Here is a 17728-nt window from a genome sequence, read left to right as displayed (position 1 = left end):
AACAGCAAAAAAGCTAGGCTTTTTGTGTCAAAAATTTAACGCAAAAAGCCTAACAACAATACTACAGCTAACCAAACTAACATGAATAATGCCGTCCAACCGATTGCCAAGTAGAAATACGGCTTGTATCTGTTTTTATACTTATTCCTATTCATCTTTAAATAGTAATAAGTCAACGGCAGCAGATTGGCAAATAGGCAGCAGAAAATTAGAAATACATTTGGAAAATTATTCTGCGATTGATGAAGCAGTACCAATTGTTTAAACAGTATCAACAGATTTGCTAAAAAAGGAATAATGAATAATATGAGACTTTTACTAACTGCGGTCTTTCTTCGAATATCTTTCACGATGGTCGATTCCTCCAATAATATAGTATCTAAAGACAAATTGAATAATCGAGCCAGACGAATCAAGCTGTCAATATCTGGCGTTGTCTTCCCTGTTTCCCAATTGGAAATGGTCTTTTTAGAGACAAATATTTTTTCTGCCAGCTGTTCTTGCGTCAGCTTATGTTCCTTTCTCTTACTTTTGATCATCTGGTTGATTTCCATTTATCTTCACCTACACTCTATTATTTTGTCACAGCTTCTTCTATCCAATCTATTTCCTTTTGAGCAAAATGTCGATAGCAAATCCTTTCTATCATTGGTAATAGGAGGATTATTTGCCGATTTATAATATTTTTCTTTGATAAGCAAGCTCAGGATAGAATATTTCCACACTAAAAAAACCCGATCACTTCTATAGTGATAATCGGGCTTTATCGTAACAATAAATGTTTATACAGAGTGTTAATCTAAAATAATCAAATGTATTTGCTTGTTCCAGATTTAACACTTAGTTCCAAGCGCTAAAAAATTTCTCTAGTGCATCGGAGTCACCTTTTATGGTAAATTGATAACCGATTCTGTTGCTTTATCGAAAAAGTTCCCCTTATTTAAATCAAATGCTAGATCTAAGTACGTTCCAGGCTCGTGGAAGTTTCGTGCATCAACTTTTGCAACAAATTCTGTGTCACCAATGACTGAATAGAGCATCGTTTCGGCACCTAGCAATTCTGAAACCACTACTTTGGCACGAACCGTTGCTTGAGGAGCTGCATCGAGAGCGATTTGTTCACCGTGAATGTCCTCGGGACGGATACCGAATATAACCTCTTTGCCTTCATAACCTTTTTCTTTCAAGACTTTATTTTTACCTTCAGGAATTGTGAGACTTAAACCTTGATTATTAGTTAATATCCCATCCTTTAATGTTACAGTAAAGAAATTCATTGCTGGCGAGCCGATAAAGCCCGCTACAAAAACATTATTAGGGGCATTATATACCTCTTGTGGTGTACCGACTTGCTGGATTACACCATCTTTCATAATTACAATTCTATCGGCCATAGTCATCGCCTCAGTTTGATCATGTGTAACATAGATAGTCGTAGTCCCCAAACGCTGGTGCAATTTGGCAATCTCAGCACGCATTGACACTCTTAATTTCGCATCTAAATTGGATAACGGTTCATCCATTAAAAAGACGCGGGCATCTCGAACGATTGCTCTTCCTAAAGCGACACGTTGGCGTTGTCCTCCAGACAATGCTGCCGGTTTTCGATACAGATATTCCGACAAACCCAAAATATCCGCTGCATTTTCTACGCGATTTTTGATTTCTGTTTTATCATATTTACGCAGCTTTAATCCAAAAGCCATGTTATCGAAGACTGTCATATGTGGATATAAAGCATAATTTTGAAAAACCATGGCTATGTCTCGATCCTTTGGTGCAACGTCATTCATACGCCGACCATCGATCGTGAAATCCCCTTCCGAAATGTCTTCTAACCCTGCGATCATCCTTAATGTCGTGGACTTCCCGCACCCTGATGGACCGACAAAAACAATAAATTCTTTATCGTTGATCTTCAAATTAAAATCCGTCACCGAATACGTTTCAGCATTATCATATTTTTTATGAATATGGTTTAAGCTTAGTTCTGTCATATGTGTTCACCCATTTCTTTTTCTATTACGAATGCAGCTGATGTTCTTTTGCTAATGCCAGACAACCGTAAGTTCCTGCATTATCCTCTAACTTCGGAGTGACCAAATAATGATCCAAGTCTGGAACTTCTACGTAGTCATTTAAAAGCTGCTTAAATGCTGTTTTTATTTTGTTTAACACATGCTGCTGTTTCATGACTCCTCCACCGAAAATTATGACATCAGGTGAAAGCATGAGTGTGGTATTGTATGCACATTGGGCAAGATAATAAGCGATCAACTCCCAATGCTCATCTTCTTCATCCAGCTCCTGCCCCTTTTTTCCAGCCCTCTTTTCAATGGCGGGACCCGAGGCCACTCCCTCTAGACAATTGCCATGGTAAGGACAAACCCCTGCAAAAGAGTCTTTCGGATGTGGTTGAATTAGCATATGTCCCATTTCGGGATGGCTGAAGCCTTCAACAAACTGGCCATCAAATATAGCGCCACCACCAATCCCTGTTCCGATCGTATAATACACAGCACTGGATAGACCGCTGCCGTTACCAAATAAATATTCACCATAGGCCGCTGCGTTTACGTCTGTCGTCCAAGCGATTGGCACTTGAAAAGATTCTTTTATTGTTCCGACAAAATCAAAATTTTGCCAGGCCAGCTTTGGAGTGGACGTAATGTAACCATAAGTTGGTGAATCTCGATGAATATCAATGGGACCAAACGAGCCCACACCAATTCCAACTAATTCTGCGGCATATTCTTTGAAAAAGCCGTTCACTAAACCTATCGTTTCTTTCGGAGTTGTCGTAGGAAAGCTCTGGCGTTCAATAATTTCTAATTCCTGATCGGCGACTGAGCAAACAAATTTCGTGCCACCAGCTTCGATTGAGCCATAAATCATTATTGTTCACTCCCTTCTATAAATTAATTAAGCCGCTTTCTAATGAAAAAGTTACTTCACTATCTGCTTGTAAAAGAAAATCATGCCCTTTTTCTGTCTCATAAAAAGTCATACTCATGGTCAGACGATCATTTAAAAAAATCTCAACAGCTGAAGTATCACGGAAAATTTCGATGGTTAGGTAATTGTTTTCCAGAGGAACAGTCATACTACGCTTTTTCAATACTTCGCTTTCAGCTCCTGGTAAATCGTAAGGCATTTGTTCTCTGGAAACAGTAAAGTACTCCTGCTCAACATCATAACTCAGTAATAATGTATGCTCTGCCCCTTTTGCGTATTGAAGCTCTAACTTCGTTGCCAGTTTTAGGTTAATTTCCAAGCGTAAATAATGCTGATCGTAAACCAAATCCTTCAGTAAAAACAAATTCTTCTCTGTTTTAGCCTTCTCAATACTCTCCTGCTCATCAATTACTTGATAGATTGTTGAAATTGGTCTTTGCACTAGTTGATTATCAGTTACTCTCAGCTCTCTAGGTAAGGTCATAGACCCCGACCAACCATGTCCTAAATCATTTGTAGGCATTTTCCGCTGCCACATTTGCATCCAAGCGGTCATAATTCTCTGTCCAGCTTCATTTTCACATGTTTGAGGTGCATAGAAGTCTAGGCCTCCATCAATCTCGTGGAAATTTTCTACTTGAAATTTACCTGCTTGCCAATCGACGGTACCGACAAAAGCGACAGTTGAGTTAGTGTTTTGGTAAGAATTCCCTTGTGCGAGCATTTGAATCGGAGAAATAATTAAGACTTCTTTACCATCTATTTCAAACAAATCTGGGCACTCCCATACAATACCTTGTTCCGGAGTTCCTTCCAGCAACACAGAATAAAACTCCCAAGTGAGTAAATCCTTGGAATGAAACATTACTATTTGTCCACGATCATCCGAAGTTTTAGTAGCGACTACAGTGAAATAATCCTCCTGGCGTTGAAACACTTTGGGATCTCGAAAATCTTCAGTTGTTGCAACAGAGGCTACTTGATCTTCTGCAATTATCGGATTTCCAGCATATTTCTCAAAGTGAACACCATCCTCAGAAACCGCCAGACACTGAACCTGTCGGACATGTCCATCCACAACATTGTGTCCTGTATAAATCAAATACAACTTGCCATCCTTTTCTATGGCACTACCAGAAAAACATCCGTCCTTGTCATAGCTTTCTCCTGGAGCTAAGGCTACTGGCAGATGCTCCCAATGAATCAAATCTTTGCTTTTGGCATGCCCCCAATGCATTGGCCCCCAAATACTGTCGTAAGGGTAATATTGATAAAACAAATGATATTCTTCTTGATAATAAACAAAGCCATTAGGATCATTGATCCAGCCAATCGGAGCCATTAAATGAAATTTATTCCGGTATTCTGGATTGACTAACGGCGCATTATTTTTAATGAATTCGTTAGCTTTTGAAAGTCTTTGCAGCATTGAGTATTCTCTCCTATTTTATTCCTGTCCCAGAACCGCCAAGTCCCTGCAGAATATATTTTTGTGCGACGATATAGACAATAATCAGTGGAATCGTTGAAATTGTTAAAACAGCCATCACCTGATTGATATAAACCGGCTGTGTAGTATTAATAGTGGTAATTGCCACTTGCATTGAAAATTTGCTGCTGTCAGTTAAGACCATCAAAGGCCAGATATAATCATTCCAGCTTGAGATAAATGATAAGACACCTACTGTTGCTATAGCTGGTTTTGACATTGGCAGCATGATATGAAAGAACACTTTAACAATACTTGCTCCATCTAATTTCGCTGATTCTATGATTTCTTCTGGAATAGCGATAAAGAAATTTCTAAACAAATAGATATTAAAAGCGCTGGCCATCGCCGGCAAAATTACTGCCAGACGAGTATTGACCAAACCTAGTGAGTTAACAATAGTAAATTGTGGAATCAAAACCGTCTCCATTGGTACAATTAGTAAGGCTAAAAGAGCCCCAAAAATAATTTTCTTACCTGAAAAATTAACCTTAGCAAAGGCAAAACCCGCTAAGGAGTTGACAATAATCGAACCACAGGCAAAGGTTAATCCATAAAAAATACTGTTTAATAAATAAGTACCTACGCTAAAACGGGAAATGACATCTTGATACGTTTTAAACCAGTTAGCTGGATTAAGGCTAGGTAAAAAAGCTTTGAAAGAAGCTAAATTTTGATATACATCTGCTTCCGGCTTCATAGAAGAAACCACCATCCACAGCATTGGGAAAATGAATAATGCTGCCAAAAGGAACAGCAAGAAATATTCTACAATCATTAACGGTCCAAATTTCTTGGTCATGCTGGATCATCCTCCTTCACCAATTTTCTTTGAGCAATTGTGATTAAACCAATCATAGTGGTAAAGATTAACGCAATAGAGCTGGAATAGCCTACCATCCGGTCAGTAAAACCAGTTTGGTAAATGTAATACACCATCGTCATGGTAGAATTCATCGGGCCTCCTTGAGTCATTACCATCGGTTGAATAATCAGCTTAAATGCTGAAATTAAAGTTGTAAGAAGAATGAAAATTGCAGTTGGCTTCAATAAGGGCATGGTAATATAACGAAATTGCTGAAATTTAGAAAAACCGTCAATTTCTGCTGCTTCGTAAACATCTTGAGGAATATTTTGCATCCCACCTAAAAACAGCAACATCTGATATCCTGCGCCTTGCCATGCTGATACGAAAACAATCGTATACATTGCTTGTTTCGGGCTAGTCAAAAAAGGCTGCGAAGCAATTCCAATCTTTGCAAATAAGGTATTGATTAAGCCTTCGTTAGGGTTTAACAGGTACAGCCATAAAATCGAAATAACGACTAAAGACATCACAACTGGTGCAAAAAAGGCTACTTTAAAAAATATATTTCCCTTACGCTTTTTATTGATAATAAGTGCCATTCCTAAAGCGGCTCCCAACTGGACCGGAATAATCCAAACAACAAATTTAGCCGTATTCCAAATACTTTTTACAAAAATTGGATCGTCGAACAGCCGCTTGAAATTTTCCAAGCCGATAAACTGTCTAGCATCTGGTGTTAGTAGATAGTAATCAGTAAAAGCATAATAAATTACCATGATTACGGGGATAATTAGAAAAATGGTCAGTAACAGCAATGCTGGTGCTAGAAATCCGTAACCTATCAGATTGTCTTTCATTGTCGGTTTTTTTAACACTCGATTGTCCTCCTTTATATGGAAAAACAGCTGCTGAAATCGTCAAGCTCTGGCTAGGCTCTTTCTGTCAGCAGCTGCTTCAGAAAAATCTATTTCAATGAAGTATTAATTGCCTGTTGCATTTCAGCAGCACGACTATCCGCTACTTTCTGTACATCCGGATTTTCTTCAAAATAGCTAACATCTTGAACCGCTTGCTGGAAGGCTCTGGACACTTGCGGATACGCCACAACCACCGGGCGGGCATGTCCAGAAATTTGGTTTTGTTTAATCAGTACCTTCATTCCTTCTGATACATCGTCTTTGATTAATTCAACCGTTGAATTTCTGATAGGCAGAACGCTGTTTCCTAAACTCATGATACGACTAGACTCTGTATTGGTTGCAAATTTAATAAAAGCCGCTGAAGCATCCTTTTTCTCCGTTTTTTTAGTCATTGCCAATTGCCAGCTGCCGGTTGGTGAGACTAATTCACCAGTTGCATCTGAAACAGGGTAAGGTAAAATACCATAGTCAATATCTTGATAGTTTTCTTCCAAGTCTGCCATTGTCCAAGAACCGCTCAACAGCATCGCATATTTTCCGGTTTCGAATCCTTTTTCAATAGGACTGATTGTGGTGTATTCTTTTTTTACCAATCCTTGAAGAAATTCCAACGCTTCGACAGATTTTTTATCGTTAAAATAGTTCTCTGCTTTGGTTCCATCATCATTAACCACATCACCGCCATTCGACCACACAAATGGTGTATATGCATAGGTCAGCATTTCATCTCCAGAGGCCATTTGCATGTCAATTGCAGGTGTTTTATATTTATCAGTCAATTTTTGGCAAATCGCTTGGAATTCAGTCCAAGTCCACGGATCCTCCAACGTTGGTAATTGATCTTCTGTAATGCCCGCATCTTTAAACAGCGACTTATTATAATAAACACCTACATTAGATTCCGAGAAACCAAAAGCATACATTTTTCCATCATAAGTTCCTTGCTGAACAATACTGTCTAATACATCATCCATATCAGCATCTTTTAGATAATCATCTAAAGGAGCAATAACTCCTGAGTGAGCATAAGCAGCAGTGTTGGGGCCATCTAAAGTAATAACATCAGGAAGACTATTGGTTGTAACTGCGGCGTTCACTTTATCTTCGTATCCTCCACCGCTGCCGCTACGAGGAATGTACTCAGTCACAGCTTTATATTCACCGGCATATTCATCATTAAAATTGTCCACAATCTCGGACCAAGCCTTTCCTTCAGGCGTTTCATCAGAAAATTGAACCCAAATTTTAATTTCCCCCGGATCGCTGCTACCTGAACCTTTTTCCTTACTGCCACCACATCCTGCCAAACCTCCAGCTGTAAAAGCTAAAATTGCTGCAAATGCTAACACTCGTTTTTTCATGATGTTCCTCCTATTTTTTTGAAACGTTTCCGTTTTGTTATAAATTAATTTGGAAACGTTTCAATTTATTGACTTTAAGATATCATTGAAATCGTTTTCTGTCAACATAGCTACAAAAAAAAATCGTTAAAAAACGATTTTTACTATTTTGTCGTCTCTCCGGCATGAAAGAAAACCGGTAATACCACCCGTTTAGGCGGTTCTTCATTCAAAATCATTGCCACGATCGTCTCTACCGAAACTTTGGCCATCTCCTCTATTGGCTGTACGATGGTTGATAGTAAATAGTCTCTTTGTAACGATAGTTTGATTCCATCACACCCGATAATTTGAAAATCCTTTGGTGCTTCCTTTCCAAGTCTATTTTGGGCTTTTATGACATCCAAAGCCATGAAATCATTGATAGTAAAAATACCATCAATCTCAGGATTATCAACGAAAAAAGTGTGCAATTGCTCGTCTAAATTACTAATTGGTTCGGGCATATCAAGCACCTTCACAGCTACTTTATTTTCCTCACAAATATTATAAAAGCCAGCTTTACGATTGTTCGTTTCATTAGGATAAGGCGAAACACCCCCAACATAACATAAATTTTTACAGTTTCGATTAAGTAATTCTTGAGCAGCTATCTGTCCGCCTAAAAAATTATCTGCAGTAACATAAGAAACTTGTTCCGAAAAATGCCGATCTATACTGACAAATGGCAAGTTTGATGATACATATTTATCAATGTCCGAATAGGTAATACCGATAATTCCATCCACTTTACTTTGCTTAACCATTTGGATATATTCTTTTTCTTTCTCCGCATTGCCATCGGCATTACACAAAAAAAGTTTATAATTTTTTAGGCTAAGAGCCTCCTCTACATAATAAGCAAACTCTGAAAAAAAAGGATGCCAAATCGTAGGTAAAATAAGAGCGATAGTATTGCTGCTATTCGTTTTCAGACCTCTGGCATACTCGTCAGGCTCATAGTTAAGCTCGCTTATGGCTGCCATCACTTTTTCTTTAGTAACCTCTTTCACCTTTACGCCATTAATTACTCTAGATACTGTGCCAACACCAACCCCTGCTAATGCTGCAACATCCTTCATAGTAGCTTTCACTTCACAAACCACTCCTTTCAAAAGAATTCCAAGTCTCATTATACCAAAAAAAGGAAACGATTCCAATTGTATAGAAATATTTTGTTTGGTACGGACAAGAAAAATAAAAAAATTCCACCTAAGTATTTGTATTTTGTTCATGTATATCGGTAATCAGTTAATACTTAAATTATTTTACGTCATACTATTTTAAATAATTCTGATAGTTAGTTTATTATCTCTTTAATGAGATACTCTAGTAATATTGTTTACTTAACAAAACAACTACTAAAACGAAAAGAGTTGTTTTAACGATAGATAATTCCAACGACTCTTAGAACTTTTTCCATTCGGTTTCGATTATTGTCAATCGGAGAAAAAGACTCCCTACATTTGCATCGATAGAGAACCTTTGAATAAAAAGAATACGATCTTTATCTCCTCAAATCATTATCAAGGTGCATTTGAGGCAACCTAGATCCTGATTCAAAGCAGCTTGACACATCTTGTGACCGTCATGCATAAACGGAAATCACCATCCGTAAAAGAGCGGCATAATGGCTTCAAAGAAGCGTTGAAGAAGAACAATTTCAGTTTTGACACTACGCAGAGTGTTTTCATTACAGACGTTTTATCTGAACATTTCAATTCTGAGCTGGATGCTTTTCTTACTGCTACTCCAGATACAGATGGACTTTTTGCAATCAATCTTAATCGCTTTAGAATTGATCGTTGCACTCAAGAGAATGCATAAAGATGTGCCCTCTGAAATAAAAATTATCGGCTTCAATGATATGCCTTAGGATCGTTATTCCACCCCAACGCTTTCTTCGATCAAGCAAGATACAGATACTATCGCATTCAAAGCTGTGGAAAATCGGATAAATCTGATCGATAACAAAACTGAAACGGGGCAACCCATTGTTGCACCAGTATCATTAGTACTCAGAGAATCAACCGAAAAATAACCTGTTATCCCTATCCGCTTACTATATAAAGTCAGAGGATAGGGACTTTTTATAAAATCTAAGTACACTATTGGCAAGCCTTCTTTTGTTCATTACATTTAGTCTTATCTACGACAAAAATAATCCCTAAAATACTTTTGCAAAAGCAGCTATTCCGATTAGTACTTGAAAGAACCAACCTGTCCTACCTCTTCAAAGCCCGCCATCCGACCTTCACCTTTAAACAACTCTTTTCCTTGTTCAGTAAGCTCAATGTTTATGGTTGTATTCGCATTTTCGCGGATAATCCGATTCATTTCACCTTGACTTGGAGCCATCAAATCGTGGCCGATTTTACTATCAATAGTTATTTTTAGTACCCTATTCTTTTGCTTAAGAATAATTGATAGTTGGTCATTGTCGCGCGTGATTGAGTCAACTTTTCCTCCATAATAAGTCGCAATTCGATATTCTTTTCCGTCGATAACTAACACACAAATCAATCCTAAAAATTCAAAACCTATAAAAGGAATGTCTGCCAGTGAAAAGAAAAACTGAGCATCCTTTGGTTGGAACTCATTCGACTGTGACCAGATATAAGCTTTAGGAAATGATGTTCCCCAATCTTTTTCAATATAGCCTGTTCCCCTGGAAAAATCTATCCTTTGGTCATTCCATTGGAGACTCCCTTGTAGAGAATGTGACATGCTTAAAATTCCATGATAGCATTCCATAAAGCTTAGATAAGAAAAAGGACCCATTATACTTGGGGAAAATTTGCTGCGTTGAATTGGAGAAAACGGACCATACGTAAGTTGACCTGAAATAAACAGGTTTTCTTTCTCATCCTGGATATCCAACGAAATTCCTTCTTCTCCGAAAACATTGTTTCCAATCCGCACATAAAAACGATCTTTTTCAGCAAAAAATTCATCCTCAGAAAAATGAATCACATGGGAACTTTCATCATGTATAATTTGAATAAAAGGGTGTTTACTTCCATCTCTCTCAATAGAAATCCCTGGAATAAAAGCATAAGCATGTTGCTCTACTTGATGTTTTAAGTACCAGCCTTCAAAGAAAGAATGTTTCTTTTCTTTTCCGTGATAGTAAATATCTGTTGTTAGTGTCATTCCTTCATCATCCTTTCGGCTAAGTGTTTCCATTCAAGTTCATTATACTGAACTGCTGGAAAAGTAGCTAAGGATGAACCTTTAAAAGGCTTCTTAACCCATTTACTCCCTCTCAAATAATCACTGCAAACCAGTTAAGCTAAAAGTCGTTCTTAACTATGCACACCTTTTTGTTCGCATCATTCTTGTAGAATCGTTCAAATACTTTATCTATATTTTTGTCCTTCTTCGTAAAAATACCACTCCATTTGTCCATGATGTGATCTGAAAATCAGCATTGGTTTAGTATTGGGAGAGGGCTTTTTCTATCTCACTGGAATCTTTTTGGACTTACTGTAGAACAAATGCTTTTTGAAGTATACAAAAAAGTGTTAGCGACAACTGCTGCCACCAACACTAGATATTGTAGAGCCAAATTTTTTACAGCTCTCATGCTTGGGAAAAATGTGCTGATTCAGTCATCAAGCGACAGATTTAGTCAGCCTATTGTAAATTCTTTTTATTTCTGCTAAAGGCTTGTATAGCGTCTAAGTAATCTGCTTTTACCGCTTCAGTTGCTGCAACTACGCAATCTTCTAAAAAGTATTCCTGCGATGTTTCGGCTAAAAAGTCCTTTGTTTTAGCCCCTCCTACTTTGTTTGCATAGGTGTAGTAGTTGATTTTGGCGATTCCCTTATCGATTGCACTTTGGTAATCTGCAGCACTGACACCTGAACCACCATGCATTACTAAAGGGATTCCTACTTCCTTGTAAACTTCCTCCACCCGATTCAAATCTAGTTTCGGCTCATTTAGATAGATCCCGTGAACTGTTCCAAAGGCGATGGCTAGGCAATCAACTCCAGTGGCTGCCACAAATTGCTTGGCCTGGGCCGGGTCAGTATAGATATCGATTTTACCAATTTCATCATCATCGGGGACTCTTCCTTCTCCACCACCTAAAGAAGAGGTGAAGACATGGCCCAATTCAGCTTCGACACTCACACCTAAACTATGAGCAATTTTGACAATTTCCTTTGTGCGGGCAATATTCTCTTCAAAGGGAAGGTCCGAAGCATCAATCATCACTGAAGTAAAACCTAATTTCATCGCACGAACAATTGCCGCAAAGCTTTTCCCATGATCTAAATGAACGACTACTGGTACCTTACTCTGTTTGGCATATTGCAACATAATCGGTCCAATTTCTTCTAAAGGAATCAAGCTGTCATGGCCTTCTGCATGCTGTAGAATCACTGGCAGGTTTAATTGCTCAGCTGCTGAGATAGCAGCTCGCACCATTTCCAAATTAGGAACATTGAAGGCTGCAATCGCAATTTTCTCTGATCGGGCTTTGACCAATACTTCTTTTAAATCTGCTAACATAAGATTCCCTCTCTCGACTGATTGATTTCGTTCACAACATTCTCAGCTAAGGATTTCATGGTTTGATATGGCATACTGGTTGTATTAATAAAATTGGGAATCAGCCAGATAGCTCGTGTCACTTTTTTCCCTTGATTAAGAGTCAGAACAACTTTGATACACCCTAGCGTCTGCTTCTTTTTCTTCACTACTTTTTCTAACTGCTCTTCCATCATCTGACAATCAATGATAGCTGAAAAAGGATAAATTTCCGGTTTTAAGTCCTCCTTGGTGTACTTTTTATGATTAGGCAGACAAAATTGTTGGTTTTTATCATCGAAAAGAAGCAGCTGATTAATTTTACGGGAAATCTCAAAGGTAGCTTCTTCTTTAACTTCGATAGCTGTGTCAAACTGTTTAAGCAATTCTTCTTTGGTTCTATTCTTGATAGTTTGGCTGAAATTTTGACTGGCTTTCTCATAACAATCCTTGCAGACATAGCCATCCGCACACTTAAACTTGATGAAACGTAAAGATGTTTTGCATATCAGACATTCTTTCAATTTTCGTCACCTCCTGCAAGTAGAAACAGCTGTGTCAATTTTAGATAGCTTTGGTAGCGCCCATTGTATTTTTTTACAAGCATCGGGTCTGGCTGAACCAACTGATAATCTGCCTCGGGAAAATCAACGAACCCCTCCACACCCATCATTGCTAAAATTGCAGCTCCGTGAACTGCTTCTTGTGCAACTAACACACGCTTAATGGGATACCCGAGAATATTAGCAAATAGGTTAATCCACAAATCACTTTTGGCGCCTCCTCCAACTATCGTAAAATATTCTGGCTGATCTTCATTTCGCATTGATTTGAACAGCTGACGAATTCCGAAGGCTAATCCTTCCAGCACAGCTAAGTACATTTCTTCTCTCGTCGTTTCCAGACTTAAGCCAACAAAGGCACCCTTTAGATGTGGATTAGCAAATAAGGTTTTTTCTCCATTCATATGAGGAAAGAAAAGGACATCGTTTTCGCCTAATAATTCCTTAGAAATCTGATTTTGCTCTTTTGCATATTCCTTCGTATACAAAATATTTTCCAACCACCAGCTGTTTACCTTTGCTCCCGCCTGAACGGTTCCTTGGGTGATGATTGATCGGTCGTCTTTAGTAATTTTGGCAACCACATTTTTTCCTACTTTTTTTAACTGGTGCTGACTATTAGGAATTACTACTACCCCCGAGGTCCCTAAAGAAACCAACGGCTGATCGTGTTTAAAACTGCCAGACACCAAAGCCGATGCTACATTGTCGCCCGTTCCTGATACAACGGGCAACTGCCGTTCAATCCCTAGTCGTTCACACACCTCGGGGGTCAAAATGCCAACAACCGTTGATGCTGGTTGAATCGACGGGAATATTTCAGCATCAAGCTCGAACAGCTCCTGCACCTCTTTTGACCATTGATCCGTTGTTAAGTCATATAAAGAAGAAGTAGAGGCATCGCAATAATCGGTCGAATAGGTTCCAGTCAACTTCAGTTTTATATAATCTTTAGCAATCAAAAATTTGCTAATCTGCTGATAGCTTTCTGGCTCATTTTCCTTTACCCAAAGCAAACTGGCTAAAGGACTTCCGGTTGAGACAATTTTAGCTATGTGAGCAGTCTGAGGATTTGTTGTCAGCGTTTGTTTGATAATTGGCAAACTATTTTTGGTACGATTATCATTCCACATAATGGCTGGTCGGACAGAAAAACCGTGTTTGTCTACAAACACGGTCGTGTGCATCTGGCCAGTGATCCCAATCCCTGCGACCGTTTCGGCAGGAACGTGCTGGAAGAGCTCTTTCAGCCCTTCCAAGGCAATTTCTACCCAAGTATCTGGATCGATCTCTGTCCAGCCTTTACAAGGAGTAAGATAGTCATACGCATATTGCATTTCATAGACTGGTGTCAATTCTTGGGTAACCGCAGAAATCTTAATTGATGTGGTCCCAATATCTAACCCAATATAAATGGACGGCTTCATACTTGCTCCTGCTTTCTATTTAGTCGAAGGTAATAATAGTCTTCAATGTTTCTGGTCGTAGTGCATACTCAAAAGCATCTACTGCATCTGTGTAGTCAAAGGTCTTATCAAGCAATGGCGTGATATCTACCAGTCCTTTAGCAATCAATTGAATTGAACGATAGAAAGTACGAATTGTCGGACTAACAGTCCCCGTAATTACTTTTTCATAGGAATGTACGGCGCCCATATTAGTTGGTACTGGATCGTTTGGATGCAAGGAGCTAAACATAAACGTTTGACCACCTGTTGCTGTGAATTCCATTGCCTGCTGGGCAATCGCTGGAATAGCTGTGGTATTGAACACCACATCGGCTCCGCGCCCTTCCGTTTGCTCTTTGACAAAGGCTACCGCGTCAACAGCAGTTGGATCGAAGGTAACATCTGCCCCTAGTTGTTCCGCAAGGCTTCGCCGTTCTTCATTTAACTCGCTGACAAGTACTCGTGCTCCTTGCAGCTTTGCCAACATCACGTGCATCAACCCCATCACCCCACCGCCGATGACCAAAACATCTTGACCGAATAAGATATTCGCCCGTTCGACGCTATTGACAACACAAGCTAACGGTTCAGTGAAGGCACTATGAGTAAAAGGAACCTCCTTCGGGTATTTGTACAAGTCCTTACTTTTAACTGCGACGTATTGAGCCATCCCCATGAAACCGGAGATACCCTCTGGATTTTGAAACGTTGAAGAGGATGCCACTTCGATACACAGATTTTCTCTTCCAATCTTGCAATAATGGCACTCGCCGCAAGCAGGAATAATATATTTCACCACATGATCGCCAACTTGGAAGTGTGCTGGATTCACAGCAGAACCAATTTCTGCCACTTCCCCGCTAAATTCATGACCGCCGATTCGAGGGAAGGAATAGACCGTATCCCCCAGATAATCGCGAATATCATTGGTACATAAGCCGTTGCTGCGAACCTTCATTAAGACTTCATCTTTTTCAATCACAGGTGTCGGCAGCTCTTGAATTTCCAACTGCTTAACCCCGATTTCTACTATTGCTTTCATCTAAAAATCTCCTGTCTAGCCTAAAATTCCTAAGAAACCAGTGACAATACCCACCACTACAATCAAGCCGATGATCTTCAATGAAGACCATCCGCGCTTCATCAACCAGTAAATCAACATAGTAAAGGCAAATGGCAGGATATTCGGCATTACCGCATCTAAGAATTGTTCTTGAACTTTAAAGGTGGTCGTTGAGCTAGCAATTTCCAATGCTACATGCATTTTTACATAGCTGGAAATCAGGCCGCCCATAACCATACAACCCATGATTTCTGCACCCCGCAATACTTTGTTTAGAATTCCCTTCTCGAGAAAATCCATCACAGCATCTGCACCGGCTCGATACCCAAACATGAAGTTGGCATAGCTCATACCCCAAGCAATGGCAATAATGGCTACCGCATAAATAATGGAACCCCAGATAGTTCCTTTTAAAGTTAAGTCAATAGTGATAGCTAACAAAATCGGGATTAATACCCCTTGGAAAATTGTATCGCCAATCCCTGATAATGGACCCATCAAGGAAGTTTTCAAACTAGTAATAAATTCGCTGGGAATCGCTACACCCTTCGCTTTTTGTTCCTCTAGAGCAATGATCATCCCAATAATACAAGAACCAAACTCGATATGAACATTGAAAAATTCAATTTCGCGTTTCATCATTTCTTTTTTCTTTTCTGGATCATCATTGTACAGGCGTTTGGAGATCGGTACAAATACGTGTGCAACAGCCTGTCCCATCATGCGTTCGTAGTTGTAACAAGTTTGCGGCAAGTTTTCCCAAATCAGCCAAGAGCGGAATAAATCCTTTTTGCGAATCAAGCTTCCTTCAACCTCTTTACTCATAGATTTCATCCTCCTCTGAATCAGATTTATGACTTGTTGCCTGTACGTAAATAAGTGCTGCTAATCCTGCGATCACACCCAACGGTAATAGGTCTAAACCAGAATAAGTTGCTAAAATAAAACCTAAGAATAAGAACACACGTGCTTCACCTTTGAAGATGTATTGCAAGGTAATCGCTACCCCAAGAGCCGGCATCATGCCACCAATAACGGTAAATATTGTCAGTGCAGTACCACTTAGTGCTTCAATAAAACCTGAGATGTAACTAGCACCAAAGTATGCAGCTAATCCGCAGGGAATAATTGTCATCAACGCAGTCATCAACTGTGGAAACAATACATTGGCACGCCATATCTTGTGGTACTCACCTTTTTCAATATAGTTGTCTGCCACGTGAACAAATACAGAACCAAAAGTCATCCGACCATACCAGACAATCGTTCCTAACAAGCCGATCGGTACAGCCACTGATAAAGCTGTTTTAGCATCTAGACCACCAGTAATAGCAAACGCTGTTCCTAAAATACCAGCCAGTGCCATATCCGCTGGCATTGATCCACCGGCAGAGATAAAGCCTAAATACACTAAGTTAATCGAAGCACCCGTCATCGCCCCCATTAACGGATCGCCTAAAATAATACCTGTTACCAATCCACAAACTAACGGACGCTGCAGCGACCATAACCCAACAAACGGCAGGTTCCCGATAGCCAGGAAATACACTACCCCACATAAAAATGCTTGAAAGACAGACATACATTTTTCCTCCTTTTTTATAAATTACAATAAGTTCGTAATTTCAATTAATCGTTGTTCTGGTACTAGCTGATAAAAGACATGTACGCCTTTGTCTACCATTTGACGAATTGCTTCTACTTCGGCCTCATCACAGGCAACATTTTTTATGAATGGTTTGCGTTCATCGCGGATACCCATTCCACCTAGATTTACCTGCGGCAGCTCGATACCACCTTCAACTAGCTTGGCATAAGTAATCGGTGTTTTAGTCAGCAATAAGCAACGTTCCTTCTCATTGAAAGGCTTCTTCAATTCTTCGATTCCCTCTGCAGTGGTAAAAGCGTCCACGCGAACCTTGGTAGGTGCCAGCGCTTTCAAAATACGTTTTTGGAAGGGGTCGCTGGCTACGACATCATCGATGATCACAATATGGTTGATACTATAAGTTGGCGTCCATGCAGTTACTACCTCCCCGTGAATCAATCGATCATCTACTCGTGCAAATACAATATTTTTCATATTTCTCGCTCCTTACATATTGGTTGTTTTTATACTAGTACTGTTACTAAAAAATGAACGGCTACTCCTCCAAATTAACTCCTAAATAGTTATTCACATCAATGAATGTTTCTGGTGCTTGGGATAAAAGTTTAGTTGAAATATCTTCAGCCGTCATTTCATCATTCATCCGAATCATAAAGGCCTCCAATACCATCGGCAAATTCATTCCAGTGATATGGCGAATTGGGTAGTCTCCCATCAGTGCCACCACTGCATTAAATGGACTGCCGCTGAACAAATCGGTAAAACAGATAATGTCTTCTTTCCCGCCAAATTCTTCAATTGCTTGTTTTATCTGATCCTTTAATCCCCCAATATCGTCAGTGGGATACAGCCCAAAAGCTTTGGCATCGGATTGTTCGCCAACAATCATCTGGGCGCTGCCCAGAATACTTTTGGCCAGATCTCCATGAGATACAAATATATATTTCATTCTCCATCC

At 39.4% G+C, this 17728-nt stretch carries 19 protein-coding genes; 2 read left to right on the top strand and 17 right to left on the bottom strand.

Annotated elements, in window-relative coordinates:
• Positions 1 to 35 precede the first annotated feature (35 nt).
• From IGI46_RS06300 to IGI46_RS06265, 8 genes are all read right to left on the bottom strand, one after another.
• Positions 36 to 554, bottom strand: a complete 519-nt coding sequence (locus IGI46_RS06300; protein WP_429962496.1) for a helix-turn-helix domain-containing protein — start codon at positions 552 to 554, stop codon at positions 36 to 38.
• Positions 555 to 887: 333 nt separating this feature from the next.
• The gene (locus tag IGI46_RS06295) at positions 888 to 1997 is read right to left on the bottom strand and encodes an ABC transporter ATP-binding protein (RefSeq protein WP_429962495.1); all 1110 of its coding nucleotides are present in this window, start codon (positions 1995 to 1997) and stop codon (positions 888 to 890) included.
• Between the two features lie 25 nt (positions 1998 to 2022).
• Positions 2023 to 2895, bottom strand: coding sequence for an ROK family protein (locus IGI46_RS06290; RefSeq protein ID WP_429962494.1), 873 nt, complete (start codon positions 2893 to 2895; stop codon positions 2023 to 2025).
• A 16-nt stretch (positions 2896 to 2911) separates the two neighbouring features.
• Positions 2912 to 4384 carry a glycoside hydrolase family 32 protein gene (locus tag IGI46_RS06285; protein WP_429962493.1) on the bottom strand — a complete coding sequence of 491 codons (1473 nt, stop codon included), beginning with the start codon at positions 4382 to 4384 and terminating at the stop codon, positions 2912 to 2914.
• A gap of 13 nt (positions 4385 to 4397) precedes the next feature.
• Positions 4398 to 5246, bottom strand: coding sequence for a carbohydrate ABC transporter permease (locus IGI46_RS06280; protein ID WP_207700581.1), 849 nt, complete (start codon positions 5244 to 5246; stop codon positions 4398 to 4400).
• Positions 5243 to 6109, bottom strand: a complete 867-nt coding sequence (locus IGI46_RS06275; protein WP_429964933.1) for a carbohydrate ABC transporter permease — start codon at positions 6107 to 6109, stop codon at positions 5243 to 5245. Before IGI46_RS06275 ends, IGI46_RS06280 begins: the two co-directional genes overlap by 4 nt.
• Before the next feature lie 107 nt (positions 6110 to 6216).
• Positions 6217 to 7533 carry an ABC transporter substrate-binding protein gene (locus tag IGI46_RS06270; protein ID WP_429973126.1) on the bottom strand — a complete coding sequence of 439 codons (1317 nt, stop codon included), beginning with the start codon at positions 7531 to 7533 and terminating at the stop codon, positions 6217 to 6219.
• 143 nt (positions 7534 to 7676) lie between these two features.
• Positions 7677 to 8645 carry a substrate-binding domain-containing protein gene (locus IGI46_RS06265; protein WP_207700579.1) on the bottom strand — a complete coding sequence of 323 codons (969 nt, stop codon included), beginning with the start codon at positions 8643 to 8645 and terminating at the stop codon, positions 7677 to 7679.
• Positions 8646 to 9141: 496 nt separating this feature from the next.
• On the opposite strand from IGI46_RS06265, the gene IGI46_RS06260 reads away from it, so the two are divergent.
• On the top strand, positions 9142 to 9378 hold the full coding sequence (locus IGI46_RS06260; protein ID WP_429962491.1) for a hypothetical protein: 237 nt from the start codon (positions 9142 to 9144) through the stop codon (positions 9376 to 9378).
• 115 nt (positions 9379 to 9493) lie between these two features.
• On the top strand, positions 9494 to 9592 hold the full coding sequence (locus tag IGI46_RS06255) for a hypothetical protein (RefSeq protein ID WP_429962490.1): 99 nt from the start codon (positions 9494 to 9496) through the stop codon (positions 9590 to 9592).
• Between the two features lie 158 nt (positions 9593 to 9750).
• Here IGI46_RS06255 and IGI46_RS06250 read toward each other — a convergent pair whose 3' ends face one another.
• The 9 genes from IGI46_RS06250 to IGI46_RS06210 all read right to left on the bottom strand — a co-directional run bounded on the left by IGI46_RS06250 (position 9751) and on the right by IGI46_RS06210 (position 17719).
• Positions 9751 to 10704 carry a tocopherol cyclase family protein gene (locus tag IGI46_RS06250; RefSeq protein WP_429962489.1) on the bottom strand — a complete coding sequence of 318 codons (954 nt, stop codon included), beginning with the start codon at positions 10702 to 10704 and terminating at the stop codon, positions 9751 to 9753.
• Between the two features lie 483 nt (positions 10705 to 11187).
• Positions 11188 to 12069, bottom strand: coding sequence for a class II fructose-bisphosphate aldolase (locus IGI46_RS06245; RefSeq protein WP_429962488.1), 882 nt, complete (start codon positions 12067 to 12069; stop codon positions 11188 to 11190).
• A complete protein-coding gene (locus tag IGI46_RS06240) occupies positions 12063 to 12611 on the bottom strand; it encodes a DUF4428 domain-containing protein (RefSeq protein ID WP_429962487.1) in 549 nt (182 codons plus the stop codon). The genes IGI46_RS06245 and IGI46_RS06240 overlap by 7 nt, the downstream gene beginning before the upstream one ends.
• A complete protein-coding gene (locus IGI46_RS06235) occupies positions 12608 to 14077 on the bottom strand; it encodes a xylulokinase (protein WP_429962486.1) in 1470 nt (489 codons plus the stop codon). Before IGI46_RS06235 ends, IGI46_RS06240 begins: the two co-directional genes overlap by 4 nt.
• 19 nt (positions 14078 to 14096) lie before the next feature.
• Positions 14097 to 15140: a zinc-dependent alcohol dehydrogenase gene (locus tag IGI46_RS06230; RefSeq protein ID WP_429962485.1), complete on the bottom strand. Its 1044-nt coding sequence runs from the start codon at positions 15138 to 15140 to the stop codon at positions 14097 to 14099.
• Positions 15141 to 15155: 15 nt separating this feature from the next.
• Positions 15156 to 15986 (bottom strand): PTS system mannose/fructose/sorbose family transporter subunit IID, encoded by an 831-nt coding sequence (locus tag IGI46_RS06225; protein ID WP_429962484.1) that lies wholly within the window; start codon positions 15984 to 15986, stop codon positions 15156 to 15158.
• On the bottom strand, positions 15979 to 16743 hold the full coding sequence (locus tag IGI46_RS06220) for a PTS mannose/fructose/sorbose/N-acetylgalactosamine transporter subunit IIC (RefSeq protein WP_207700572.1): 765 nt from the start codon (positions 16741 to 16743) through the stop codon (positions 15979 to 15981). The genes IGI46_RS06225 and IGI46_RS06220 overlap by 8 nt, the downstream gene beginning before the upstream one ends.
• A gap of 24 nt (positions 16744 to 16767) precedes the next feature.
• Positions 16768 to 17244: a PTS sugar transporter subunit IIB gene (locus IGI46_RS06215; protein WP_207700571.1), complete on the bottom strand. Its 477-nt coding sequence runs from the start codon at positions 17242 to 17244 to the stop codon at positions 16768 to 16770.
• Positions 17245 to 17305: 61 nt separating this feature from the next.
• On the bottom strand, positions 17306 to 17719 hold the full coding sequence (locus tag IGI46_RS06210; RefSeq protein WP_207700570.1) for a PTS sugar transporter subunit IIA: 414 nt from the start codon (positions 17717 to 17719) through the stop codon (positions 17306 to 17308).
• Positions 17720 to 17728 lie beyond the last annotated feature (9 nt).

This window comes from Enterococcus sp. AZ163 (assembly GCF_050498925.1).
GTDB lineage: Bacteria > Bacillota > Bacilli > Lactobacillales > Enterococcaceae > Enterococcus_A > Enterococcus_A ferrettii.
Note: the sequence above shows the minus strand (reverse complement) of the source record. Positions and strands in the feature narration are given on the sequence as shown.

Bases quoted from the DNA above. Each gene is read 5' to 3' on its own strand.
- IGI46_RS06300 (WP_429962496.1), bottom strand. From the start codon at position 554: ATGGAAATCAACCAGATGATCAAAAGTAAGAGAAAGGAACATAAGCTG.
- IGI46_RS06295 (WP_429962495.1), bottom strand. From the start codon at position 1,997: ATGACAGAACTAAGCTTAAACCATATTCATAAAAAATATGATAATGCT.
- IGI46_RS06290 (WP_429962494.1), bottom strand. From the start codon at position 2,895: ATGATTTATGGCTCAATCGAAGCTGGTGGCACGAAATTTGTTTGCTCA.
- IGI46_RS06285 (WP_429962493.1), bottom strand. From the start codon at position 4,384: ATGCTGCAAAGACTTTCAAAAGCTAACGAATTCATTAAAAATAATGCG.
- IGI46_RS06280 (WP_207700581.1), bottom strand. From the start codon at position 5,246: ATGACCAAGAAATTTGGACCGTTAATGATTGTAGAATATTTCTTGCTG.
- IGI46_RS06275 (WP_429964933.1), bottom strand. From the start codon at position 6,109: ATGAAAGACAATCTGATAGGTTACGGATTTCTAGCACCAGCATTGCTG.
- IGI46_RS06270 (WP_429973126.1), bottom strand. From the start codon at position 7,533: ATGAAAAAACGAGTGTTAGCATTTGCAGCAATTTTAGCTTTTACAGCT.
- IGI46_RS06260 (WP_429962491.1), top strand. From the start codon at position 9,142: ATGCATAAACGGAAATCACCATCCGTAAAAGAGCGGCATAATGGCTTC.
- IGI46_RS06250 (WP_429962489.1), bottom strand. From the start codon at position 10,704: ATGACACTAACAACAGATATTTACTATCACGGAAAAGAAAAGAAACAT.
- IGI46_RS06245 (WP_429962488.1), bottom strand. From the start codon at position 12,069: ATGTTAGCAGATTTAAAAGAAGTATTGGTCAAAGCCCGATCAGAGAAA.
- IGI46_RS06235 (WP_429962486.1), bottom strand. From the start codon at position 14,077: ATGAAGCCGTCCATTTATATTGGGTTAGATATTGGGACCACATCAATT.
- IGI46_RS06230 (WP_429962485.1), bottom strand. From the start codon at position 15,140: ATGAAAGCAATAGTAGAAATCGGGGTTAAGCAGTTGGAAATTCAAGAG.
- IGI46_RS06225 (WP_429962484.1), bottom strand. From the start codon at position 15,986: ATGAGTAAAGAGGTTGAAGGAAGCTTGATTCGCAAAAAGGATTTATTC.
- IGI46_RS06220 (WP_207700572.1), bottom strand. From the start codon at position 16,743: ATGTCTGTCTTTCAAGCATTTTTATGTGGGGTAGTGTATTTCCTGGCT.
- IGI46_RS06215 (WP_207700571.1), bottom strand. From the start codon at position 17,244: ATGAAAAATATTGTATTTGCACGAGTAGATGATCGATTGATTCACGGG.
- IGI46_RS06210 (WP_207700570.1), bottom strand. From the start codon at position 17,719: ATGAAATATATATTTGTATCTCATGGAGATCTGGCCAAAAGTATTCTG.